The organism is Pandoraea sp. ISTKB (assembly GCF_001721285.1).
In the GTDB taxonomy this organism is placed as follows: domain Bacteria; phylum Pseudomonadota; class Gammaproteobacteria; order Burkholderiales; family Burkholderiaceae; genus Pandoraea; species Pandoraea capi.
This window is the reverse complement of sequence record NZ_MAOS01000069.1, coordinates 1-22,542: the sequence shown is the minus strand read 5'-3', so window position 1 is coordinate 22,542 and position 22,542 is coordinate 1. Positions and strand designations below refer to the sequence as shown.

21 protein-coding genes and 2 tRNA genes are annotated in these 22,542 nt (G+C 64.0%); 7 read left to right on the top strand and 16 right to left on the bottom strand.

Going from position 1 to position 22,542, the window contains the following annotated elements:
- From A9762_RS23695 to A9762_RS23655, 9 genes are all read right to left on the bottom strand, one after another.
- Positions 1-268, bottom strand: a 268-nt coding sequence (locus A9762_RS23695) for a response regulator (RefSeq protein ID WP_139133367.1), incomplete at its 3' end; no start/stop codon positions are given.
- A 24-nt stretch (positions 269-292) separates the two neighbouring features.
- Complete coding sequence (locus A9762_RS23690) at positions 293-3,460, bottom strand: efflux RND transporter permease subunit (protein ID WP_069344441.1); 3,168 nt, start codon at positions 3,458-3,460, stop codon at positions 293-295.
- An 18-nt stretch (positions 3,461-3,478) separates the two neighbouring features.
- Positions 3,479-4,762 (bottom strand): efflux RND transporter periplasmic adaptor subunit, encoded by a 1,284-nt coding sequence (locus A9762_RS23685; protein ID WP_139133366.1) that lies wholly within the window; start codon positions 4,760-4,762, stop codon positions 3,479-3,481.
- Between the two features lie 9 nt (positions 4,763-4,771).
- Entirely contained in the window at positions 4,772-6,109 is a 1,338-nt protein-coding gene (locus A9762_RS23680; RefSeq protein WP_069344440.1) for a TolC family protein, read from the bottom strand.
- 118 nt (positions 6,110-6,227) lie between these two features.
- The gene (locus tag A9762_RS23675; RefSeq protein ID WP_069344439.1) at positions 6,228-6,590 is read right to left on the bottom strand and encodes a DUF4148 domain-containing protein; all 363 of its coding nucleotides are present in this window, start codon (positions 6,588-6,590) and stop codon (positions 6,228-6,230) included.
- A gap of 208 nt (positions 6,591-6,798) precedes the next feature.
- On the bottom strand, positions 6,799-7,698 hold the full coding sequence (locus A9762_RS23670) for an ABC transporter permease (protein WP_371443258.1): 900 nt from the start codon (positions 7,696-7,698) through the stop codon (positions 6,799-6,801).
- Between the two features lie 53 nt (positions 7,699-7,751).
- The gene (locus A9762_RS23665) at positions 7,752-8,642 is read right to left on the bottom strand and encodes an ABC transporter permease (RefSeq protein ID WP_069344437.1); all 891 of its coding nucleotides are present in this window, start codon (positions 8,640-8,642) and stop codon (positions 7,752-7,754) included.
- Complete coding sequence (locus tag A9762_RS23660) at positions 8,639-9,733, bottom strand: ABC transporter ATP-binding protein (RefSeq protein ID WP_069344436.1); 1,095 nt, start codon at positions 9,731-9,733, stop codon at positions 8,639-8,641. The genes A9762_RS23665 and A9762_RS23660 overlap by 4 nt, the downstream gene beginning before the upstream one ends.
- 10 nt (positions 9,734-9,743) lie before the next feature.
- Positions 9,744-10,847, bottom strand: a complete 1,104-nt coding sequence (locus A9762_RS23655) for an ABC transporter substrate-binding protein (RefSeq protein ID WP_139133369.1) — start codon at positions 10,845-10,847, stop codon at positions 9,744-9,746.
- A 404-nt stretch (positions 10,848-11,251) separates the two neighbouring features.
- On the opposite strand from A9762_RS23655, the gene A9762_RS23650 reads away from it, so the two are divergent.
- From A9762_RS23650 to A9762_RS23640, 3 genes are all read left to right on the top strand, one after another.
- Positions 11,252-12,526: a glucarate dehydratase family protein gene (locus tag A9762_RS23650; protein WP_069344434.1), complete on the top strand. Its 1,275-nt coding sequence runs from the start codon at positions 11,252-11,254 to the stop codon at positions 12,524-12,526.
- Positions 12,527-12,740: 214 nt separating this feature from the next.
- On the top strand, positions 12,741-13,913 hold the full coding sequence (locus tag A9762_RS23645) for a porin (RefSeq protein WP_069344433.1): 1,173 nt from the start codon (positions 12,741-12,743) through the stop codon (positions 13,911-13,913).
- A 246-nt stretch (positions 13,914-14,159) separates the two neighbouring features.
- Positions 14,160-14,906, top strand: a complete 747-nt coding sequence (locus tag A9762_RS23640; protein ID WP_083254233.1) for a FadR/GntR family transcriptional regulator — start codon at positions 14,160-14,162, stop codon at positions 14,904-14,906.
- 130 nt (positions 14,907-15,036) lie between these two features.
- Here the strand turns inward: A9762_RS23640 and A9762_RS23635 are convergent, their stop codons facing one another.
- On the bottom strand, positions 15,037-15,759 hold the full coding sequence (locus A9762_RS23635) for an MSMEG_1061 family FMN-dependent PPOX-type flavoprotein (protein ID WP_083254232.1): 723 nt from the start codon (positions 15,757-15,759) through the stop codon (positions 15,037-15,039).
- A gap of 91 nt (positions 15,760-15,850) precedes the next feature.
- On the opposite strand from A9762_RS23635, the gene A9762_RS23630 reads away from it, so the two are divergent.
- Together A9762_RS23630 and A9762_RS23625 are read left to right on the top strand one after the other, a co-directional pair.
- On the top strand, positions 15,851-16,705 hold the full coding sequence (locus A9762_RS23630; protein WP_069344431.1) for a helix-turn-helix domain-containing protein: 855 nt from the start codon (positions 15,851-15,853) through the stop codon (positions 16,703-16,705).
- Between the two features lie 175 nt (positions 16,706-16,880).
- The gene (locus A9762_RS23625) at positions 16,881-17,843 is read left to right on the top strand and encodes a S9 family peptidase (RefSeq protein ID WP_240493690.1); all 963 of its coding nucleotides are present in this window, start codon (positions 16,881-16,883) and stop codon (positions 17,841-17,843) included.
- Between the two features lie 24 nt (positions 17,844-17,867).
- Here the strand turns inward: A9762_RS23625 and A9762_RS23620 are convergent, their stop codons facing one another.
- On the bottom strand, positions 17,868-18,200 hold the full coding sequence (locus tag A9762_RS23620; RefSeq protein WP_069344444.1) for an antibiotic biosynthesis monooxygenase: 333 nt from the start codon (positions 18,198-18,200) through the stop codon (positions 17,868-17,870).
- Between the two features lie 201 nt (positions 18,201-18,401).
- A complete protein-coding gene (locus A9762_RS23615) occupies positions 18,402-19,358 on the bottom strand; it encodes a GlxA family transcriptional regulator (RefSeq protein WP_069344443.1) in 957 nt (318 codons plus the stop codon).
- Between the two features lie 100 nt (positions 19,359-19,458).
- Here A9762_RS23615 and A9762_RS23610 point away from each other — a divergent pair, with 100 nt between their 5' ends.
- Positions 19,459-19,884, top strand: coding sequence for an MAPEG family protein (locus tag A9762_RS23610; RefSeq protein WP_069344430.1), 426 nt, complete (start codon positions 19,459-19,461; stop codon positions 19,882-19,884).
- Between the two features lie 38 nt (positions 19,885-19,922).
- The gene (locus A9762_RS23605) at positions 19,923-20,615 is read left to right on the top strand and encodes a GNAT family N-acetyltransferase (RefSeq protein WP_069344429.1); all 693 of its coding nucleotides are present in this window, start codon (positions 19,923-19,925) and stop codon (positions 20,613-20,615) included.
- A 130-nt stretch (positions 20,616-20,745) separates the two neighbouring features.
- On the opposite strand, the gene A9762_RS23600 is transcribed toward A9762_RS23605, so the two are convergent.
- The 4 genes from A9762_RS23600 to A9762_RS23585 form a co-directional block, all read right to left on the bottom strand.
- Positions 20,746-21,321: an HD family hydrolase gene (locus tag A9762_RS23600; RefSeq protein ID WP_069344442.1), complete on the bottom strand. Its 576-nt coding sequence runs from the start codon at positions 21,319-21,321 to the stop codon at positions 20,746-20,748.
- Between the two features lie 165 nt (positions 21,322-21,486).
- On the bottom strand, positions 21,487-22,038 hold the full coding sequence (locus tag A9762_RS23595; RefSeq protein WP_069344428.1) for a helix-turn-helix transcriptional regulator: 552 nt from the start codon (positions 22,036-22,038) through the stop codon (positions 21,487-21,489).
- A gap of 236 nt (positions 22,039-22,274) precedes the next feature.
- Positions 22,275-22,348, bottom strand: a tRNA-Cys gene (locus tag A9762_RS23590).
- A 116-nt stretch (positions 22,349-22,464) separates the two neighbouring features.
- Positions 22,465-22,540 (bottom strand) — tRNA-Gly (locus tag A9762_RS23585).
- Positions 22,541-22,542: the final 2 nt, after the last annotated feature.

Below are 22,542 nucleotides of genomic sequence, written 5' to 3'. Positions count from 1 at the left end.
GCCCCTTGACCCGGTCGCCGAGATCGTCGCGCGCCGTCAGGAACAGGACCGCCGTATCCTGCTGCGCGCGCAACTGGTCGAGCACCTGCCAGCCGCTCTTGCCCGGCAGCATCACGTCGAGAATCACGAGATCGTAGGCGCCGGTCACCGCCATGTGCAGGCCGTCGACGCCGTCGCCGGCGACATCGACCACGTAACCGGCCTCCGTCAATCCTTTCTTCAGATACTGACTCGTCTTGAACTCGTCCTCGACGACAAGAATCCTCATACGTCCTCCTACCGCCTTCTCCAGTTAACTTCCCTTGCGACTGCGCTGCCCCACCATGCGGTAGAGCACCGGCAACACCAGCAGCGTCAGCACGGTCGACGACAGAATCCCCCCGATGACGACCGTCGCGAGCGGACGCTGTACCTCCGCCCCGGTGCCCGTGGCGATCGCCATCGGCACGAAGCCCAGCGATGCGACGAGCGCCGTCATCAGCACCGGCCGCAGGCGCGTGAGCGCACCTTCGCGCACCGCTTCTGCCAACGGACGTCCGTTATCACGCAAATTGCGGATAAAGGATATCAAGACCAGCCCGTTGAGCACGGCAACGCCTGAAAGCGCGATGAACCCCACGGCCGCCGTGATCGATAACGGGATACCGCGCAGCCACAGCGCGACGAGTCCACCACACAGGGCGAACGGGATACCGGTGAAGACGATGAGACCGTCGCGCACATTGTTGAACATCACGAAGAGCAGGCCGAACACCATCAGCAACGCCACCGGCACAACGATCCTCAGACGATCCGACGCCGACTGAAGTTGCTCGAACTGACCGCCCCATGCGGTCCAGTAGCCCGGCGGCACGGCCACCGTCTCGATCTGCCTGCGAGCGTCTTCGACGAACGAGCCCAGATCGCGTCCGCGCACGTTGGCGCTCACCACGACGCGCCGCTTGCCGTTTTCGCGGCTGATCTGGTTGGGACCGGGCGAGAGATCGAGCGTCGCCACTTCGGACAGCGGGATGAACGCGACACGCGGGGCGGCGCCTGCGATGGTCGACGCGCCACCGCCCGCCCCTTCCGTCCGGGGCAGTGCGATGGGCAGACGACGGATGGCGTCCAGATCGCTGCGCAACGCGTCGGGCATGCGCACGACGATGCTGAACCGGCGGTCGCCCTGAAACAGCGTGCCTGCGGTCTGGCCGCCGAGCGCCGCCGCGACCGTGTCCTGCACGTCGGCCACGTTCACGCCATAGCGCGCGATCTTCTCGCGGTCGACGTTGATCGTGAGCATCGGCAGGCCCGACGTCTGCTCGACCTTGACTTCGGTCGCGCCTTCAATCGCTCGCAGACGTGCGCTGATGCGTCCCGCCACATCGTCGAGCACGGCCGTGTCGTCGCCGAACACCTTCACCGCCACATCGCTGCGAACGCCCGAGATCAGTTCGTTGAAACGCAACTGGATCGGCTGCGAGAACTCGTAGTTGCTGCCCGGGATCGATTGGGCGATACGCGTGACCTCGTCGATCAACTGCTCGCGCGACTTGCCCGGATCGGGCCATTCGGACTTCGGCTTGAGCATGATGTAGCCGTCCGAGATGTTCGGCGGCATCGGGTCGGACGCCACCTCGGCCGTCCCCGTGCGCGCAAACACACGCTCGATCTCCGGCAGCTTCGCCACGAGCGCCTTTTCCAGTTGCTGCTGCATCGCCACCGACTGCGTGAGGCTCGTGCCGGGAATGCGCAGTGCCTGAATCGACAGATCGCCCTCGTTGAGGCTCGGCATGAACTCGCTGCCCAGTCGCGTGGCGAGCGCGAACGTCAGCAGCACGGTGACGCAGGCACCGGCCACCACCGCACGGCTGTGCGCCAGCGCCCAATCCAGCGCGGGCTCGTACGCACGACGCGCCAGCGTCATCAACCGATTCTCTTTCTCGGACACCCGATGGCCGATGAACGCGGCAATCGCCGCAGGAATGAACGTGACCGACAGCACCATGGCAGCCGCCAGCGCCATGACGACGGTGATCGCCATCGGATGAAACATCTTGCCTTCCACACCGGTGAGCGCAAAGATCGGCACATACACCACCATGATGATGGCCTGACCGAACAGCAACGGTCGACGGGCCTCGCGCGCCGCCGCAAACACTTCTTTCAGGCGCTCGCGCAGCAACAGCGGGCGTCCCAATGCCTGCTGCGCATGCGCCAGACGGCGCACACAGTTCTCGACGATCACGACGGCCCCGTCGACGATGATGCCGAAGTCGAGCGCGCCCAGACTCATCAGATTCGCGCTGACGCGACCGGCCGCCATGCCGGTGAAGGTCATGAGCATCGCCAGCGGAATCACCATGGCGGTGATGAGCGCGGCGCGCAGATTCCCCAGGAACAGGAAGAGCACGGCGATGACGAGTGCCGCGCCTTCGAGCAGGTTCTTCTTCACCGTCGCGATGGCCTTGTCCACCAGCACCGTGCGGTCGTACACGGGAATCGCGGAGACCCCCTCCGGCAGACGCTTGTTGATCTCGACCATCTTCTCTGAGACGGCACGCGAGACGGTTCGGCTGTTTTCACCGATCAACATGAACACGGTGCCGAGCACGACCTCACGGCCGTTCTCCGTCGCCGCGCCCGTGCGCAGTTCCTGTCCGATCGACACTTGCGCGACATCGCGCACACGCACCGGCACGCCGCCCACGTTGTTGAGCACGACGTTGCCGATGTCGTCGGTGTTGCGCACCTGTGCCGGCACGCGAATGAGGTATTGCTCACCGCGTCGCTCGATGTAGCCCGCACCGGCGTTGGCGTTGTTGCGCTCCAGCGCACGCACGACATCGGCAAACGTGAGGCCGTAGGAGATGAGACGCGCGGGGTCCGGCGCCACCTGATACGCCTTGGCCAGCCCACCGATGGTGTTGATCTCCGTCACGCCCGGCACGTTGCGCAATTGCGGCTTGACGATCCAGTCCTGAATTTCGCGCAGATCCGTCGACGTGTAAGGCGTGTTGTCCGGCTTGCGGGCCTGCGGCGTCGCCTCGACCGTCCACAGGAAAATCTCCCCGAGCCCGGTCGAGATCGGCCCCATCTCGGGATTGATGCCGTCGGGCAGCTTCTCCTTCGCCTGCGCGATGCGCTCGTTCACGAGTTGCCGGGCGAAATAGATGTCCGTGCCGTCCTTGAAGATGACGGTGACCTGCGAGAGACCGTATCGCGAGATCGAACGGGTCTGCTCCAGCCCCGGCAATCCCGACATGGCGGTCTCGATGGGATACGTGACACGCTGCTCGGCTTCGAGCGGCGAGTACCCCGGCACGTTGGTGTTGATCTGCACCTGAACGTTAGTGATGTCGGGCACGGCGTCGATGGGCAGACGCTGATAGGCGAAGACACCGGCGACAGCGACCGCCAGCGTCATGACCAGCATCAGCCAGCGATGCCGGATGGAAAATTGAATGATGCGTTCGAACATGCTTGGCGTCCCCGTCTGTCAATGACCGTGCTCTGCGGTGCTCTTACCGAGTTCCGCCTTGAGCAGGAAGCTGTTCGATGCGACGTACTCGGTGCCGGCGGACAGTCCCTTGACGATCTCGACCGAGGCACCATCGCGGCGACCGGTTTGCACCGGCGTTGCCACGAAGCCCTTGGGCGACTTCACGAACACCATCGTGTCGTTGCCGATCGTCTGTACCGCATCGAGCGACACGGCGACGGGCACCGCGACCTCGCTGGTCGTGAGTGCGACGTTGACGAACACGCCAGGACGCCACACGCCCTGCGGGTTGTCCAGCGTGACGCGGGCGACCGCCGTACGTGTCTGCTCACCGAGCAGTGCGCCGACATAGGACACACGCCCCGTCGCCTTCGAGTCGAACGCCGTGGCGCGCACCTCGACCGGCGTGCCGACGCGCACCGCGCCAAGCCACTGCGGTGGCACTGCGATTTCGGCCCAGACGGCATTCAGATCGGAGATCGTGAACAGATCGCCCGCTTCGGTCACGGCTTCGCCCATGGCGGCATGCTTCGCCACGACCGTGCCGTCGAACGGCGCTCTGAGCGTGAATCGGTTCAGGCCGCCGCCATCCGTGCTGCCCTTGCCGACGTCCGCGCCTAACGCATCGAGTTTCTGACGCGCGTTGCGCAACGCAATGTCCGCCTCGCGCAGCGCCTGCTGTGCCTGAAGGAAATCCTGCTCGGCCGAAATCTTGTCTTCCCACAGCGACTTCTCGCGCTCGAACGTCTTGAGCGCCATCGCGCGACGCTCCTGTGCCGTGAGCCATTCGGCCCGCTGCTCCGAGACCTGTGTGCTGGAGATGACGGCCAGCACGTCGCCGCGCCTGACCTGCTGACCGAGATTGACGTTCACACGCTCGACCACGCCTGCCACGCGCGCCACGACGTGCGCCGTCCTGTCCTCGTTGAAGCGCACTTCACCGGGCAACTGCGTCGACTCGACAATCTGTGCCGCACCTGCCGCCCTGATCTCGATCCCAGCGGCGGACTGCTGGTCCGCGCTGAGACTGACCCGCCCCTCGTCGTCGTGATCCTTCGCTTCGCCCGACGCGCGTGCGCCTTTTTCGTCGCTCGCATGGTCGTCGTCTGCGCCGTCATGCGCGTGTGATGCCCCCGACGATGCCGACTGGCTGCCCGCAGGCGCCGAGACAGACGCCGAAACGGCCCTGGCAGACCGATCGAAGGCGAACAGGCCGATGGCCGCGCCGGCGATCAGCACGACGACCGCACCGGCGATTTGCAGTTTTCTGATTCGTTGCACAGCAGATCCTTACTTGGCAGACGTTGGCGGATTGGGGGACGTGGATAAGGCGGATGAGAGGTATTCGGGGGATAGCAGCGCGACGCCGTCGACCATGCCGCCCACGGCCAGACTGGCAGTGGCATACGCGGCATAGGTGTTGGCGATGGACGTCATGTACTGCGAGCGCGCCTGCGATAACGTGCGCTGCGCATCCAGCACATCGAGGAAGCCGAATTTGCCCAGCAGGAATCCCCGCCGGGTGGCGTCATACGCGCGCTCGGCCTGCGGCAGGATGTTGTCCCGCAGGCTCAGCGTGGCCTCGCGCACGGCCGAGAACTCCGCATAAGACGCCTGTAGCAGCGCCTGCTGTTGCTGACGCACGCCGTCATAGGCATCGCGTGCCATGTCGGCACGTTGCGCCGCTTCCATCGCAGCCCCCCGACGGGTGTCGAAGATCGGCAGCGGAATCGACAGCCCCACGACCGCCTGATTGTCGGTACGGCCACTGTCCGTCACGCGCTTCAACCCGAGGCTCACGCTCACGTCGGGCACGCGCTGCGCGCGTTCGAGCCGGGCCATGGCGTCGCGCCGGTTGATCTCCTCGCTGGCCGAGCGCATCGCGGGTGTGGACGGCAAGGCCGCCACCAGCGACGACCAGACCGGCAGTTGCGGCAAAGCATCGAGATCGCCCGCGAGTTGCTGGGGCAGCGTCATGTCGGACACGCCGAGCGCCTGCGAGAGACGGCCGCGTGCGCGGCTGAGCGACGCGCGCGCGGACGCGACTTCGATCTGCGCGTTGTTCAGCGCGATCTGCGCGCGGCCTTCGTCGACCGGTGAAATCTTTCCGGCCTGCACGCGTCGCCGGGTGGCGGCGTAGGTGTCCTGAGCGATGTCCTGCGTCTCGGTCGTCAGCGCCACGAGCGCCGTCGCCGATAGCGTCTCAAAATAGCGCGCGACGACTTCGCTGCGCACGGTCGTCTCGGCGGTCTGCGCATCGAGCGAGGCAACGCGTTGCGCCGCCTCTCCCGCCTCGACCCGGTAGTGACGCTTGCCCGCAAGCTCGATGGGCTGCGTCAGTTGGAAGGTCGTCGTACGCGACGCATTGCGGAAGTCCTCCTGCAACACGGACAACTCGGGGTTCGGACGCGCCCCGGCCTGCATGAGCGCCCCGGTTTGCGCGTCGATCTCGCGTCGCGCGATTCGCAACGTGGGGTGGTTGTCCAACGCCAGTTGCATGGCCTGCGCGAGCGTGAGGCCTGTCGTCTGGCCGGATGCCGTGGCGGTAGCGGGTTGCGATTGGGCATAGCTGTTGCCCATCACGGCTGCGCTCATCGCGAGGCAGGTCGTGACGATCAGGTTCTTCATGGAAGCGACACCAGGAATCCCCCTGAGCGTGCGCTGCTTCCGGCAACGTGCCCAACGAGGAGAGAATGCGAAAATGCGAAAGGCGGCTCGGGCCAACGCGGGAGCCGCGTGGATCAGGTCAGTTGGCGGCCTGTCGCGACGTGAACGGCGAGGCAGCGGGCGATGTACGGGGATAGACCGAATCGGGTTGATTCATCAACCCCAGACGCTGGGCCTCGACCAGTTCGCGATACACCTCGTCGCGGGTCTTGCCTGAGGCGCCCTGCGTCGACTGAATGGCCTTGAGATTCGACGGCACCGGCACGCCTTGCGCGTGCGCCTGGTTGAGGTCCGACTGAATCGTTTGCGGCGTGGCGCGATTGGCGTCACCGGCGGGGGCGAAGAAAGGTTTGGCGTCGTCGTAGACGTGATCGGCGCGGGCCGCGGTGGACATGAGGGCCATCAGGCCGACGGCGGCGTAGAGCGCTAGGCGCTTTTGCATGGTAGTACCCCTTTTGCTTGGCTAAGGAAGGCTGGACATCGAAGCCTGTTGGGTACCCATCGTATGAAGCGCGCGCCCACACCAACATGAAACGCAGATTACATTTTTGTCATGTAGAAAAGGCCCGCACTCATGACGAATGCGGGCCTTCGGTGGTCCTGCCGACGGTGGCGGCGAGGGGCGTCCCCCTCGGGTATGCGCCCCGGTGTCACTCTCCCTTCGGCGCTTCCTTCACACGGCTAACAAGCTGCGTCGGGCTCACGAATTGCAGCGCGATGAGCACCCACAGCAGCGTGATCGCCATGTAGATCATCGCCATCGCATCGATGGACTGCGGCGCACGCACGCCGGTGGAGAACACCGCGTAATACAGCGCCACGACCAGCGTCTGCGTGTCAGGCCCTGCGGTGAAGAACGTCAACTCGAACATGCCGATGGTGCGCACCAGCACGAGCAACCCCGCCGCGAGAATGCCGGGTACCAGCAGCGGCAGCAACACGTAACGGAAGTACTTCAGCGTGTTCGCCCCGAAGATGCGCGCGGCCGATTCCAGATTCGGATCGATCTGTTCGATGAACGGCGTCATGACCAGAATCACGAACGGCAACGACGGCACGAGGTTCGCGAGAATCACCCCCGTGAGCGTGCCACCCAGGCCGACCTTGTAGAGCACGGTCGCCATCGGAATGCCGTACGTGACCGGCGGCACCATCAACGGCAACAGAAACACCAGCATCGCGAGCTTCTTGCCGGGAAACTGCGCGCGCGCCAGCGCATACGCCGCCGGCACCCCCAGCGCGATCGACAACAGCACGACCGCGCCGACCACCTCGACAGTCACCCACAGTACGTCGGCCAGTTGGAAATCGCGCCACGCCTGCGCATACCAGTGCAGCGTGAAGCTCTCGGGCAGCGGCGTGCCGAACCAGCGTGTGGCGAACGAGTTCATCGTGACGGTGGCGATCATCAACGCCACGTTCACGAGGAAGAAAATCATCGCGCCCCACACCAGCACGCGCCACAAGCGCGAACCGGGCCCCTCGCGGCGCAGCTTGCGCCGCGCTTCGGGCGCGACCGCCGTCTGGCTTGCGGAACCCTGCGTTGCCATGAACTCTCCGTTTTGCGCGGCCAGCGTGCCGGCCGGATGCTTGTCTGCGACGCTCATCCCTTGCCTCCCGTGGTCGGACCGCTATAGAACGCCCGGCGTGCGCCGAGCATGCCCGCCACGATCAGCAACTGAACGAAACCCATCACGATCGCCACGCACGAGGCGAGCGAATAGTCGTAACTCTCGAATGCCGCCTCGTACGCCGCGATCGACACGACACGTGTCGCCCCGGCGGGTACACCGAGCAGCACCGCCGACGGAAACACCGAGAACGCCTGCACGAACGACAGACACGCCGCCATCGTCAGCCCCGGCACCAGCAGCGGCAGATAGATCAGACGGAACTGCTGCCACGGCCCGGCGCCCAGCGTGCCGGCAGCGCGTGCGAGCGTCGGGTCGATGCCCGTCACGTACGACAGGATCAGCAGGAACGCGAACGGAAAACCCGATATCACCAGCGAGATCAGCACGCCCCAGTAGTTATGCGTCAGACGGACTTCGTCGTGATACAGCCCGAGCGCATGCAACGCCTGCGGGAACCAACCGTTCGGGCCGTAGTACGTCAGCATGCCGTCGGCGATCAGCACCGTGCCGAGCGTGACCGGCACGACAAGCAGCATCGTCACGAATTTCGAGGCGCGCGTGCTTTTGCGCAGCGCGAACGCTGCCGGGATCGACGCACCTACGTTGATGAGCGTCGCAGGCACGGCAAGCTTGAGCGTGATAAGCACCGTCGGCCACAACGTCGGCTCGGTGAAGAACTTCAGGTAGTTCGCAAAGACACCGCCCCCCTCCATCGGCTGGAACGACAGGAACAGGCCGTAGGCGAACGGATATACGAACATCGCGACCAGACACACGAGCGCCGGCGCGACGAGCCACCCGCGCCCGTCGAAACGTGCGGCCGGCGTCGTGTTGATCGAGGCGGAAGCTGCGGCACTCATGTGCGCTCCCCGGCGTAGACGAGCGTGCGCTCGGCGGGCACGCGCAGCGGCACGCGCTCACCGACGGCGTAATCGCCCGGCAGACGCGCGTACAGCGGCCCGAACGGCGACGCCATGCGCAACAACGAATCGCGACCGCCATACTCGACCGTCTCCACGACCGCCTCGAAGGCATTGTCGTTGGCAGCGGGCGCGCGCTCGAAATCGTCGGGACGAATTGCCACACTCACCTTGCCCTCGACTTTTCCGCCGGCGGCGGGCGGCTCCATCAGCACGCCGTCGAACGACGCCCCACCGCAAGACACGCGCGCACGCTCGCCCTGTGCCGAGGTGATCGAGACATCGAGCACGTTGCGATAACCCATGAAGCGCGCCACGTGCAAATTGCGCGGACGCCCGTACACATCGCGCGGCGCACCGATCTGCTGCACAACGCCCTCTTTCATCACGACGATACGGTCGGCCATCGACAACGCTTCGTCCTGATCGTGCGTGACGTAGATGGTCGCGCGATCGAGCTTGCCGTGGATGCGACGGATTTCCGCACGCATTTCGATGCGCAGCTTCGCGTCGAGGTTCGACAGCGGTTCGTCCATGAGCACAACCGGCGGTTCGATCACGATGGCGCGGGCAATCGCCACGCGCTGTTGCTGACCGCCCGACAACTGTCCCGGCAACTTGCGCTCGTGGCCCACGAGCTGCACGAGTTGCAACGCTTCGCGCGAGCGCTTCTCGATCTCGGCACGCGACACGCCACGCATGCGCAGCCCGAATCCCACGTTGTCCAGCACGCTCATGTGCGGGAACAGCGCGTAGTTCTGGAACACCATGCCGAAGCCGCGTTTCTCGCTCGGCAGCACGTCGATGCGTTCGTCGTCGAGCCAGATCGCGCCACCCGTGAGCGGCGTGAGTCCGGCAATGCAGTTGAGCGCCGTCGACTTGCCGCAGCCCGAGGGGCCGAGCAGCGCGATGAACTCCCCACGCTCGATGGTCAGATCGAGGCCGTTGAGCGCGGCCACCGACTGTCCCTCGGCGTTGGTAAAGCTGCGCGCCACGTGATCGAGCCGCAGTTGCTGGAAGTTGTGCTTCATGACGAAACCCTTATTTCGACTTCTGCGAACCGATCTCCGCATCCCACTTCTGGAACGCGGCCACCATCGCCGTCGCATCGAGCGGCACGGCGTGCGGGAAGTCGGCGATGAGCTTCGCGTATTCCGGACGGCCATACTTCGCGATCGTTTCCTGACTCTTCGCCGGGGCGGCGGACAGCGGCACGTCCTTCACCGCAGGGCCCGGATAGAAGTAGCCGTCGTCGTACGTGAGCGCCTGCTGCGCCGGTTCGAGCATGAAGTTGATCAGCTTGACGATCACGTCCATCTTCTCTTTCGGCACGCCCTTCGGCACGACCATGTAATGCGCGTCGTTCACCCACGTGAACTTGTCGAACGACTGCACCTTGAACGTTGCCGGCACGATACCGAGCGCACGCGGATTGATGTCCCAGCCCGTAACGGTGACGGTCATGTCGCGGCTGCCTTCGCCCAACTCCTTCATCACCGCCGACGTGCCGCCCGGGTAGTACGGAATGCACGTGTCGAGTTCTTTCAGGAACGCCCACGTCTTGTCCCAGCCCTTGATCGGATCGTGCGGATCCTTGTCGCCGAGCAGGTACGGCAGCCCCATCAGGAACGTGCGCCCCGGGCCCGAGTTGGCAGGACGCGCGTAAATCAGCTTGCCCGGATTCGCCTTGCACCAGGCGAGCAGTTCGGCCGGCGTCTTCGGCGGGTTCGTCACCTTCGCCGGGTTGTATTCGACGAGCGGACCGGCAGGCATGAACGTCACGGCCAGCCCGTATCCCTTCGAGAGTTCCTGCATCGCACGCACGTTCGGCGCGTACTTGTCGAGCACGCCGGGCAGCTTCGCGCTGTAGTCGGGCAGCAGGCGTTGCCAGAGGTTTTGCTGGATGCCTGCGGCCAGCGCATCGGTCCCCGTCAGCACGATGTCGATGTCGGAGCGGCCGGCCGCCTGCATGGCCTTGATCTTGCCCGGCAACTGCGGCGCGGGGGCGTTCGTGAACGTGATCTTGGAGACGAGATCCGGGTACTTGTCGCGGAAGGCTTCAAAGCCCTTTTGCGTGAGCGCGAGATTGCCCGCCACGTCCACGACGTTCAGCGCGACAGGCGCTGCGCTTGCGGCACTTGCCATGCTCGCGAGTCCTGCGGCACATGCCACTGCGCCAAAAGTGCGTTGCCAGAATCCCCTGCGACTGAAGGCCATGCTGTCTCCTTTTGGTTAAATTTCTCGTAAGTCATCATATGACTGAGATATGGGATTTGCAATTGGGAGACATGCCAAATCACCCCAGAGGTTTCCCTAAGTGATCCTTACATCCTTGTTTAATCGGGCGTTAAAGCCATATTTCATCAGGATTCCGACCATTTCCCTAGGGATTTCACCGATAGAGAGGGGGCCGCGGCGTCACCTAAATTACGGCCAGTCATACGATGACGTAAAAGTGACATAAAGCACAACATGAGCCGCGATATGGGCGTCGCAGATGGCGTTGCCGCCGACGTCAGATCCCTGGTGGAGACCGAGGAAAAGTTGCCGTGAAAATCCAGCGCATCACGATCACCCCGATTGCTTTTCGCGATCCGCCGCTGCTCAACGCGGCGGGTATTCACGAGCCCTATGCCCTGCGCTCGATCATCGAAATCGAAACGGATAACGGGCATGTCGGACTCGGGGAAACATACGGTGACGCGCCGGTGCTCGCGCTGCTCGAAAACACCCGGCCGCATCTGATCGGCATGGACCCGTTCGACACCAACGGGCTGCGCGAGCGCGTGGCGGCGGTGGTGCGTCAGGGCGTGCGCGGCGAGCGCGTGGCGTACGAACTTGCCCCCGGCACCGACCCGCGCAAGGACGCCGAAAAAATCTACTCCGCGTTCGAAGTCCCGTTTCTCGATTTGCAGGCCAGGCATCTGGGCATCCCGCTCGTCGATCTGCTCGGCGGCGCAGTGCGTCAGGAAGTGCAGTACAGCGCGTACCTGTTCTTCAAGTACGGCCAGCACATCGATTCGCCCTATGCGCCGGACAGTTGGGGCGAAACACTGAATGCAGAGCAACTCGTGGCGCAGGCGCGCTTCATGATCGACACCTATGGCTTCGGCAGCATCAAGCTCAAGGCCGGGGTGCTCGAACCGACGGAAGAAGTGAAATGCCTCAAGGCGCTCAAGCGTGCGTTCCCCGACACGCCGCTGCGCATCGATCCGAACGGCAACTGGTCGCTCGCCACCGCCATTGCGATGGGACGCGAACTCGCGGGCGATCTCGAATACTACGAAGACCCCACGCCCACGCTCGAAGGCATGGCCGAGCTGCATCGTGCGACGGGCATGCCGCTCGCCACGAACATGGTCGTCACCGACCTGCGGCAGTTTCGCGAGAACGTGCGCCTGAACGGCGCGCAGATCATCCTCTCCGATCACCACTACTGGGGCGGATTGCGTGACACGCAGTTGCTCGCGCGCATGTGCGAGACGTTCGATCTCGGCCTGTCGATGCACTCCAACTCACACCTCGGCATCAGCCTGATGGCCATGACGCATCTGGCCGCGAGCGTGCCGCGTCTCTCGTACGCGTGCGACACGCACTACCCGTGGCAGGAGGCCGACGAAGAGGTCGTGCGCGGGGGCAAGATCGCGATTCGCACCGGCGCGGTTGCTGTGACGAAAGCGCCCGGCCTCGGGCTGGAAATCGACCCGGATCAGTTGGCGAAGCTGCACGAACAGTATCTGAGCTGCGGATTACGCACGCGCAACGACGCCGTGCAGATGCGCAAATACCGCCCCGACTGGAGCGGCAAGGCACCGCGTTATTGACGGCGATTGCGTAGCGCGCAATCGCATAAAAGCGATCACGTCATTGCCGCTCGCGCGCGGCGACAGAACACCACGGCAGCACCCTGAAGCAGAGGCAACACAAGAACGAAGCGAAGAGAAGGAAGCGAAGCAGCGCAAGCCTCAGACGCACACCCCGGTGTGCGATCCGCCCAATAAGCGAAGTCCAGGAAAATACATCACAAGAGGAGAAGTCGTGAGACATTCGAAACTGTTTGCCGGGCTGGTACTGGCCGGTCTCGCCGCCGGTGCCGTGCCGGCGTTTGCCCAGTCGAACGTGACGCTGTACGGGATCGTCGACGATGCACTGACATACAGCAGCAACCAGAACGGCAAATCGAACACTTACCTGCGCAACGGCAACCTCGCGGGCAGCCGCTGGGGCCTGCGCGGCACGGAAGATCTCGGTGGGGGCACCAAGGCACTCTTCCAGCTGGAGAACGGCTTCGACGTCAACAACGGCGCGTTGAGCTCGTCGGGGGTGATGTTCAACCGTCAGGCCTTCGTCGGCCTGAAGAACGACCAGGCTGGCACGGTCACCATCGGTCGTCAGTATTCGCCGTACTACCTGCTCGTGGGCACGATCGGCCCGGTCGCCTACGTGACGGGCGCGACCGGCGCTCACCCGGGCGATATCGACGGTCTCGACACGACCATCCGCATCAACAACTCCGTGACGTACACCTCGCCCGTTTTGTGGGGCGTGACGGCCAGCGTGCAATACGGCTTCGGCGGTCAGCCCGGCGCCATGGGCAAGGGCAACACGTTCTCCGGTGCGCTGCGTTACGACGGCGGTCCGCTGTCGCTGGCCGCCGGTTACCTTCGCATGAACAACGTGGGCGGCGGCACGACGTGGAATGGCGCGTCGACGGGCACACCGGGCACGTCCGCCGTCAATCAGGGCTATGTCACCGCAGACTCACTGCAACACATCGCCTTGGCCGGTATCTACACGATCGGCAGCGTGACGCTGGGCGTGAGCTACAGCAACGTGCAATACAAGCCGGGCGCCGCGTCGTTGTTCCACGACTCTGCGATCTTCAACACGGCCGGCGTGCATGCGTCGTGGATCGTGGCGCCGCAGTGGCGTCTGGCCGCGGCGTACAGCTACACCGCCGCCTCGAAGGCCAACGGCATCACCGACGCCGCCACGTACCATCAGGTGTCGCTCGCGCAGGTGTATTCGCTCTCGAAGCGCACGTCGCTCTATGCGCTCGAAGCGTGGCAGCACGCTAACGGCAAGTCGCTCTCGGCCAACGGCGTGAGCATCATCAACGCGGGTCCGGTGGTCGGCGATTCGCAGAACAGCACGCCGTCGGCGACGAGTTCGCAGTTCGTCGGCATGCTGGGGATTCGCGTCGATTTCTGACGTTCGTCCGTCTGAAGTCAGGCTGTCCGGAGCGGCGCTGTGCGCGTGCCGGTCCGGGGAGTTCCGAGTGGTCGCGAGAAGTCGCACAATGCAGTGCTCTCGGCCGCCAGTGCCCGATATCGTCTGGGTTGTGGCGCTGGCGGTCGATTCTTATCGGTTGTCGTATGTATGCGACGGTCGATAAGGTAAACTGGGGGTGCTTTTCGCCATTTATCGTCACCCACAATTCCAACCGACGCCATGTCCATGACCAGCCCGTTGCCCGCACGTCCTCGCCGCAAGTCTCGCAGCCTCACGGAGGAGGTGGTGAGCGCCTTGTCCGAGCAGATTCGCGCCGGCACGTTCCGCCCGGGCGACAAGCTGCCGACCGAGTCGGCCATCATGGAAAGCCTCGGCGTGAGCCGCACGGTGGTTCGCGAGGCGATCTCGCGGTTGCAGGCGGCGCAACTGGTGGAGACGCGTCACGGCATCGGCACCTTCGTGCTCGAAGCGCCGCGCGAGAATGCGCTGCAAGTCGACACCAACAGCATTCTCACGATGCTCGACGTGATGGCGATTCTGGAGCTGCGTATCTCGCTGGAAACGGAAGCCGCCGGTCTTGCCGCGAACCGTCGCACCGACACGCAGCTCAAGGCGATGCGTCAGGCGCTCGACGACTTCGAAATGCACGTGCGTCAGCGCACCGGCAATGCCGTGACCGCCGACGTCGCCTTTCACCTGCAAGTGGCGAGCGCGACCGGTAACCGCTACTTCCACGACATCCTCGAACAACTCGGCAACACGATCATCCCGCGCACGCGCGTGAACTCGGCTGCATTGGCCGACGACGATCAGGTGTCGTATCTGAACCGCGTGAATCGCGAACACGAAGACATCTACAACGCGATCGCCCGACGCGATCCGGAAGCCGCACGCGCCGCCATGCGCACACACCTGACGAACAGTCGCGAACGTCTGCGCCGTGCGCAGGAATCGGCTGGCACGCAAAGCTGACAACATGAGTGAGGGCTGACCTCGCGCTCGGGCGACGCTTCATTTGCGTAGCGTCGCCTTGTTCGTCTGTGCCGCTTCGACGCCTGCCCCTTCGTCCGTCCGCGCTCTCGCCTCCCTTCCCCTTCCTCACTCAATAAAGATCGCCGCGCACCGCACGGTAGTAGCCGGCATCGATCTCGCTTGCGCGTGCCTTGTCCATGCCGGTGAGCGCGGTCTTCATGTCCCCCATCGACGGCACCGCCTTGCGGTCGACGTGCGATTCGGCGCGCCAGAGCTTCGCGCGATTGATCGCCTTACCGCAGTGAAACAACACTTCGTCGATGTGCACGACGATGGCCGTCTTCGGTGTGCGCTCGCCCTCCTTGAGCGTCGCCAGCAACGCCGGATCGGTGGCAATCCGTGCATGACCGTTGATCCGCATGAAGACCTCCAGCCCCGGGAACAGAAACAGCATGCCGATGCGATCGTCTTCGCACAGGTTGCGCAGCGAGGCGATACGGTTGTTGCCCGGCCAGTCCGCGAACATCACGGTCTTCTCGTCGAGCACCTTGACGAAGCCCGGCTCACCGCCACGCGGCGAGGCATCGAGCCCTTGGGCGCTGCCCGTTGCCACGCAGAAAAACGTGGCGACGTTGAGGTACGCCACGTGAAACGAGAGCAGGTGCGGTAACACGCCCTTCGTGATCATCTCCGACGGCGGGTCGTAGAGTTGGTCGAGATCGACCTGAGGTGAGACGGTCGGCGTCGGCGGCTCGGAAGCGCGGTCATCGGCGGCGAGGCTGCCGTTGGCATCAAAGGTATCGGCGGTATCGGGGAGATCGCCGGACCCGGCGGGAGGGATGGGCTGCGACATGGCACGCTCCTTCAAGAACACGCGCCGAGCATATCCCGGCATTAGGTGGCGCTGATAGACTATCTACGCCATTCAATAGCGAAATGACGCCATGAATTTACCGGAACACCTCAAAGCCAAGATGGCGCGCGTTCAGCACATGGACGCGAGCGATCCGCCGCTGATCGCGCTCGTCGGTCGCGAAAGCACGCCGCGCGTGTCGCAGACGCATCATCACGCGTCCGGTCAGTTGCTTGGGTTGTTCAACGGTCTGATCTCCGTGCGCACGAGTCTCGGCGCGTGGGTCGTGCCGACGACGCGCGCCGTGTGGGTGCCGCCGCATTGTCCTCACGCCGCGTTCTCTCACGGGCCGTTCAACGGCTGGGCGGTGTACGTTCGCCCGGACCGATGCGCGGGACTGCCGGAGCAGCCGCGTGCGATCGAGGTCTCGGGGCTGCTGCGCGAAGCGGTGGTCAGGGCCGCGCAATGGGACATGGGTCCCCCGGACCGGGCGCAAACGCACGTGATGCAAGTGATTCTGGACGAGATCGCGCTGAGCCCCGCCGACGCCTTCCGTCTGCCGATGCCCGGCGACGCCCGCCTGAAACGCATCGCCACCGCGCTCGTCGACAACCCCGCCGATGCCCGCACCCTCGACGCATGGGCCGCCTGGGCGAACACCGCGCCCCGCACCGTGAGCCGTCGTTTCGTCGAAGAGACCGGGCTGACGTTTACGGCGTGGCGTCAGCGAGCGCGTCTGTTGCGCGGACTGGAACTGCTCGCCGCCGGACAACCGGTGGGCACCGTCGCGCTCGATCTCGGCTATGACAACGCCAGTGCATTCATCGCGGTATTCAAGCGGACGTTCCACACCACGCCCGGCCGTTACTTCGCCATGGCATCGCCCGACATCGCGGACGTGCGCGCCACCGAAACCCTGGCGACGGATGACGACACGGCAGGCTGATGTCGTTTGCGCAGGACCCTCATGGCCATGGGTTCACAACGTCATCGTGACTTCATGATCCCGCAGCATCCATGATTCGGACGATTGCTCAAACGTCCTGACGCGAAGTAGCATGAGCGTCGATTTGTGAGTGAGACCCCGAACCTCGGATTGCCACCGGAACGCCATCCATCCCATGAAACCCTTCGTCGCACGTTCTGCTTTGCACGCCCGATGCCTCTGCGTCGCCGCGCTCATTGCCACGGTCTTCGCCTCGGTCTTCGCCATGCCTGCGGCATATGCGGCGACCGACGACGACGCGTCGCCCGCGAGCGCCGCCCATGCGCCGGTCAAGCCCGAGATCGTCTCCATCAAGCTGCCCGGCGCGGGCACGTTTGGCGGCGATGTCGACATGCACACCGAGGTCTACAAACCTGCTGGCGACGGCCCCTTCCCCGTGCTGATCTTCGAGCACGGGCGAGCCGGTGATCCGCAGACACGCGCGAAGCTCACCGCGCCGATTTTGCCGGGCCACGTGCGCTTCTGGCTCGCGAAGGGATTCGCGATCGTCGCGCCGATTCGCGTCGGGTACGGTCTGACGGGCGGACCGGATCGGGAGAACTCGGGGGCGTCGTTCAATCAGTCGGGGCAATGTACGCGTCGCCCTGACTTCGAGACGTTGGCCAAGGTGACGGCGGAGGCGAACCTCGCTGTGCTGAAGTGGGCGCAGGCACAGCCGTGGGCGGACAAGAACCGCGTGGTGCTGGAGGGACGCTCGGTCGGCGGCTTCACCACGGTCTCCACCGCGGCGACCAACCCGCCGGGCGTCGTCGGTTACATCAACTTTTCGGGCGGCGCAGGCGGCTCGCCCGAGCGCGCGCCGCAGCACAGTTGCGACCCCGAACAGATGAAAGCGGTGTACGGCGAATTCGGCAAGCGCACCAAGATTCCAGGCTTGTGGCTGTACGCGCACAACGACCAGTACTGGGGCCCAGACGCGCCCAAACAATGGTTCGACGCGTTCGCTGCGTCAGGCAGCCCGGCGCAGTTCGTCCACACGGAAGACATCCCGGGCCACGACGGTCACATGCTGCTCACCTACGGCGGCAAGATGTGGTCGGCGCCGGTGAACGCGTTCCTCAAACAGATCGGCTTCTGAGGTGTCGTCTGCCGACGTCCCGCATCATTTCACGATGTGCGGGACGAGCACATGAGGCAACTTGCCGTCGCCGTAGCTGCGCAGCACTTGCGAGATGACGACCTGATAGCCATCGAGCCATTTTGACTGCGCGGCCTTCGCTTCGATATGCGTCGGATGCCGAATCAATTGCTCGAGAGATTCGAGCGACGCCCAGTAATACACATTCGAGACCTGCCCCGTTGCAGCGTTCTCCCACGCCTCTTCGCCGAGGTACCCGGGAATGCTGCGCGCCGCCTGCGCGATCGCCTGATCGAGCCGATGGAACTCGTCGTCGAACGGCTTTGCCGCGAAGATGAACGTGGAGGAATACGTCATGGAGGGAAGGCTGTGAGCAGAGAAAGGCCCGGCGGACGGGGTGAGGTTTGCGCCGCGATTCTCGGGCATTTCCTTCGTGATGTCCATGGTGGGACGGGGGCGTTGCACGTATCGCACGTATCGCCCGCGTGATACGTGCAGCGCGCACAGACGGCAGGTTGCTGAGACGCTGAATCTGCGAGCCGCGTCAGACGTCTGCGTTCAATCCTTGCGGAGTTCCTTCACCGTGCGTCCGAGTTTTCGGCGCAGCAGACTTCGCAACGTTGACGCATCGGCATACCCGACTTGCGCAGCGACGGTCTCGAGATCGCAACCGTTCGACACGAGTTGTCGCGCACGCTGAATGCGCAGGTCCTGGAAAAACGCAAGTGGCGATTTGCCGAGCACTTGCTCTGTGCGACGTTGCAACGTGCGCACGTGAACATGCAGCGCGCTCGCCGCGCTCTCCAACGAAAACCCTTGTGACATGTGCTCACGCGACCATCGCTCGAAACGCTCGACGAGCGGATCGGCATGCGCCAGATAGTCGGGAATCACGTACTGCGCTTGCGACGCGCGATTATCGATCAGCAGAAACCGGGCGACGTTCGATGCCAGCTCCGGACTGACCTGTCGCACGAACCACAAGGCAAGATCGAGATGCCCCATCGCGGCGCCTGCCGTCACGAGGCCGTTGGACGTCACGATCATGCGCGAGTCGTCCAGCCGCACCGTGGGGTAGCGCTCGCGAAACAACGGTGAGAGCGACCACGTGGTGGTGGCCTCCTCGCCGTCGAGCAGGCCGCTGTCGGCCAGCACGAACGTGCCGATACACGCCGCCGCAATCCCGATGCCCTGCGCACGCCACTCGCGCAGATGAGACTTGGCGGCCTCGACGTCGCGTCGCGCCAGCGCGGGCACGAGGACATCCGCCATCTTGGCGTTCAACGCGGGCACGACGACCCAGTCGGGACGGTCGACTTCGCGCGCCGGCTCAACCGCCATCGTCAGGCCGAGCGCAGTTTTCACTCTCGGCTTCACGCCGATGACCGTGACCTGAAACGGTCCGGTTTCGGCGCCGCCTAACTTCGCAATCTCGTTGGCCGTGCACAGGGTATCGAGGATCGCCGTGATGCCCGTGTCGAACATGCCGTCGAGTGCAAAGACGCAAACCTTCATGTCGTAAATCACCTGAAAATTGTCATTTACGACTATATCTCCGTCGCCTGCGCCTGTCTAGAATCGCTGCATATTCAACGACTTCCCGAGGCCGGACACGATGAAGCTCACGCCCGAACTGTATTACCTGACCTGCGTGACGGCGATGACTGCCGCGATGTGGATCCCTTACATCGTGGGCGGCATCGTGCTGCGCGGACCGATGCGCGCGATGGCGAATCCGGCACTGGAGGGGGCAGCGCCCGCGGCGGGAGCGGCCGTACCTGCATGGATGCAACGAGCGAAGCGCGCCCACGCGAATGCCGTGGAGAACCTCGCAGTATTTGCGCCGCTGGTGCTGATCGCCGCGTTGTCGGGCATCTCGACGCCGTCGACGGTCTTTGCGGCGAAGTTGTACCTGACTGCGCGCGTCGTCCATTACGTCGTCTATGTCGCGGGCATTCCCGTCGTCAGAACGCTCGCGTTTCTGGTCGGCTTCGGGGCAACGGTGTCGTTTGCGACGGCGATACTCGCCCACGCAGTTTGAGCCGGGATCTCGACGGAACATCTTTCAGGAAACCGATCATGGAAAAACAGAATCCCGGTCATCTCGACAGCCCCGTGTGGCATGCGCTTTCGACAACGCAATCGGCGCTCGGCGAGGGGACACCTCTGGCGCGTCGGTATCACCCGGATGTCGCGCCGTTCGCTGGCATCGCCAACACGACATTGGAAGCGTTTCAGGCACTCATGACCCTGATCCCGCAAGGCGGCTTCGCATTCGTGCCCACATTGACGGCGTTGCCGCCGATGGAGGGCATCCACCACGAGCACGTGTTTTCGGTGATTCAAATGGTGGATTGCGCAGACGCCGGCGGCACTGACGAGGACGACGCAACCATCGTGCAACTCAGCACGGCGGACGTGCCCGACATGATGGCGTTAGCCGGACGCACGCGCCCCGGCCCCTTCGGCAAACGGACGATCGAGATGGGGGATTACGTCGGCATTCGCGTCGATGGTGAACTGATCGCCATGGCCGGAGAGCGCATGCGTTTCGACGGTTACGTGGAAATCAGCGCGGTGTGCGTCGACGAACACCATCGTGGCAAGTCGATCGCCAAACGGCTGATGAACCGGCTCCGCAGAGAGATTCGCGCACGAGGCGGCATCCCGTTTCTTCACGTGAAGGATGACAACGACACCGCCATCGCGCTCTACGAACGGATGGGGTTCGTGCGCAGGCAAACGCTTGTTATGCATCGCATTGCGCACTAGGTGTGATTGGTGATGTGGCATACGCCGGGCGCAGTCTGACGCGCGGCGTGAGGTGCACGCTCACGCGACCGCTCGCATGGTCGTGTCGGCGTGTGGCGTGTGGCGTGTGGCTGTGCGGGCGAGCGTATCGTTATGACGTCTTTCGCAGCAGGCGATCTTGCGTCGCATCATCGATCCGCTGGCGAACGTCGCGAAGCGACGGCACCGCATCGGTGGCCTTTCGTCCGTACTCGAGATTAAAGGCGTAATCGAAGTCAGGCGGGTTATCGCCCTGCGTGTGTTGCAGCATCGTCTCGAGTTTATCCAGCGCCTTGACCGCGCGTGCTTCGGGCGTTGCCGCTTGCGAGTATTCGTCCCAGAGCGCGACCATCTGGTCACGCAGCGGCGCGTCGAGCGATGCGCAGATTGTCAGGAGATCGCGGCGCTCGGCGGCATCCTTATCGACATCGCCGCGTTGCGCCGGTGCGGGTACGTCACCGTGAAGCGCTTCGCCCAGGTCGTGCACCAGACATAGCGCCATGACCCGCAACGGGTCGACGTCACCGAGCCGATCCATGAAGACCATCGCCATGAGGCCGAGCCGCCAACTGTGTTCGGCGGTGCTTTCGCGACGTCCGGTCGAGGTGTGCGCGCTTCGCAGCACGTCTTTCAGACGTTCGCAGGCGCGCAGGAAATTCAGTCGCCCGTCGATTGTCGGCGTGCCCATCGTTCCATCCGTCGTCGCTTTCATCGCCCCTCCCGCCTCGCGCTCATCCTGTGTCGATGGATCAGTCTATGCGTCAGCGAGACGGCCATCTACGCATAAATTATGCGTGGCCGATTCGAACGCGTTGGCGCGAGGGCATGGGTGCAATGCGGGTTCGAGGTCGACTCAAAGCGTTTCGACGAGTCGCGCCACGGTGCCATCGGAGAGCGTGAAGCGAGTCCATCGGCATCGACTGTTCCGAATCGGAACGAGTGTCGAAGCATTGCTGCCGGTGTCGAATTCGACGGACTGCGTTGGATGTTCACCCCATCCCGCGGCTCTGAGCGAGTGTTCGCGTGCCTGAATCGCATCCGTCGCGAACGGCCACAAGGACTTGCCCATCAGCGTGGCAACCGGCACAGAGAACTCCATCGCACGCGACGGCGAACAGGCGAGCAACCGGTGTGTGAGATCGCAGACGAGATGCACGGGCAAGGTATGGAAGTTCACGAGCCGCGCCAGCGCACTGTCCGCAGCCGAGTCGAGACTTGCGGCCAGCAGCGATTCGATCCGCGCCAGTTCATCGGCGCCGATGGCGAGTGTTCCCGCCTCCCAACGCGACACGGTCGACTGGGACACCCCGAACAATGCCGCCGCGTGTGTTTGCTTGATTCGCCGCAAGGTGCGCCAGCGCCGCAGTGTGGCCGCAGGAGCATACAGAAGTTTTGGCGACGTCATGTCGGGTGCCGATGCAAAAGGCCTAACGGTGTAGGTGTACTCACAACCCTTTCTCCGATTCTGTTTTGTCGCCAGTTATCCACTCGCGTACCCGGCAAATCTTACTGAACTCCGGGTGGCAAATCGCCCTTTCCCAAGTGGACGAGACGGGTTTTGACCACTTGTAGCGGGCTTTGCTGGAAACGAAACGGGAAGCGGAAAAAGAAAAAGCCCTGACAAGTCAGGGCTTTTGAATTTGGAGGCGGGAGTCGGAATCGAACCGGCGTACACGGCTTTGCAGGCCGCTGCATGACCACTCTGCCATCCCGCCATCGGGATATGCTGCCGCATTGTAACCGCTCGCTGTTGCCATCGAGGGCGCCCTTCGGATCGATCGCCGTGGGCTTTTCGGCAAATAAAAAGGGAAGCCAGGCTTCCCTCTGGATTTGGAGCGGGAGACGAGTCTCGAACTCGCGACCTCAACCTTGGCAAGGTTGCGCTCTACCAACTGAGCTACTCCCGCAT

What these genes read in the sequence shown, in the direction of transcription:
- A9762_RS23690 (WP_069344441.1), bottom strand. Translation starts at nt 3,460, where the DNA reads ATGTTCGAACGCATCATTCAATTTTCCATCCGGCATCGCTGGCTGATG.
- A9762_RS23680 (WP_069344440.1), bottom strand. Translation starts at nt 6,109, where the DNA reads ATGAAGAACCTGATCGTCACGACCTGCCTCGCGATGAGCGCAGCCGTG.
- A9762_RS23675 (WP_069344439.1), bottom strand. Translation starts at nt 6,590, where the DNA reads ATGCAAAAGCGCCTAGCGCTCTACGCCGCCGTCGGCCTGATGGCCCTC.
- A9762_RS23670 (WP_371443258.1), bottom strand. Translation starts at nt 7,698, where the DNA reads ATGGCAACGCAGGGTTCCGCAAGCCAGACGGCGGTCGCGCCCGAAGCG.
- A9762_RS23665 (WP_069344437.1), bottom strand. Translation starts at nt 8,642, where the DNA reads ATGAGTGCCGCAGCTTCCGCCTCGATCAACACGACGCCGGCCGCACGT.
- A9762_RS23660 (WP_069344436.1), bottom strand. Translation starts at nt 9,733, where the DNA reads ATGAAGCACAACTTCCAGCAACTGCGGCTCGATCACGTGGCGCGCAGC.
- A9762_RS23655 (WP_139133369.1), bottom strand. Translation starts at nt 10,847, where the DNA reads ATGGCAAGTGCCGCAAGCGCAGCGCCTGTCGCGCTGAACGTCGTGGAC.
- A9762_RS23640 (WP_083254233.1), top strand. Translation starts at nt 14,160, where the DNA reads ATGACCAGCCCGTTGCCCGCACGTCCTCGCCGCAAGTCTCGCAGCCTC.
- A9762_RS23635 (WP_083254232.1), bottom strand. Translation starts at nt 15,759, where the DNA reads ATGTCGCAGCCCATCCCTCCCGCCGGGTCCGGCGATCTCCCCGATACC.
- A9762_RS23630 (WP_069344431.1), top strand. Translation starts at nt 15,851, where the DNA reads ATGAATTTACCGGAACACCTCAAAGCCAAGATGGCGCGCGTTCAGCAC.
- A9762_RS23625 (WP_240493690.1), top strand. Translation starts at nt 16,881, where the DNA reads ATGAAACCCTTCGTCGCACGTTCTGCTTTGCACGCCCGATGCCTCTGC.
- A9762_RS23620 (WP_069344444.1), bottom strand. Translation starts at nt 18,200, where the DNA reads ATGACGTATTCCTCCACGTTCATCTTCGCGGCAAAGCCGTTCGACGAC.
- A9762_RS23615 (WP_069344443.1), bottom strand. Translation starts at nt 19,358, where the DNA reads ATGAAGGTTTGCGTCTTTGCACTCGACGGCATGTTCGACACGGGCATC.
- A9762_RS23610 (WP_069344430.1), top strand. Translation starts at nt 19,459, where the DNA reads ATGAAGCTCACGCCCGAACTGTATTACCTGACCTGCGTGACGGCGATG.
- A9762_RS23605 (WP_069344429.1), top strand. Translation starts at nt 19,923, where the DNA reads ATGGAAAAACAGAATCCCGGTCATCTCGACAGCCCCGTGTGGCATGCG.
- A9762_RS23600 (WP_069344442.1), bottom strand. Translation starts at nt 21,321, where the DNA reads ATGGGCACGCCGACAATCGACGGGCGACTGAATTTCCTGCGCGCCTGC.
- A9762_RS23595 (WP_069344428.1), bottom strand. Translation starts at nt 22,038, where the DNA reads ATGACGTCGCCAAAACTTCTGTATGCTCCTGCGGCCACACTGCGGCGC.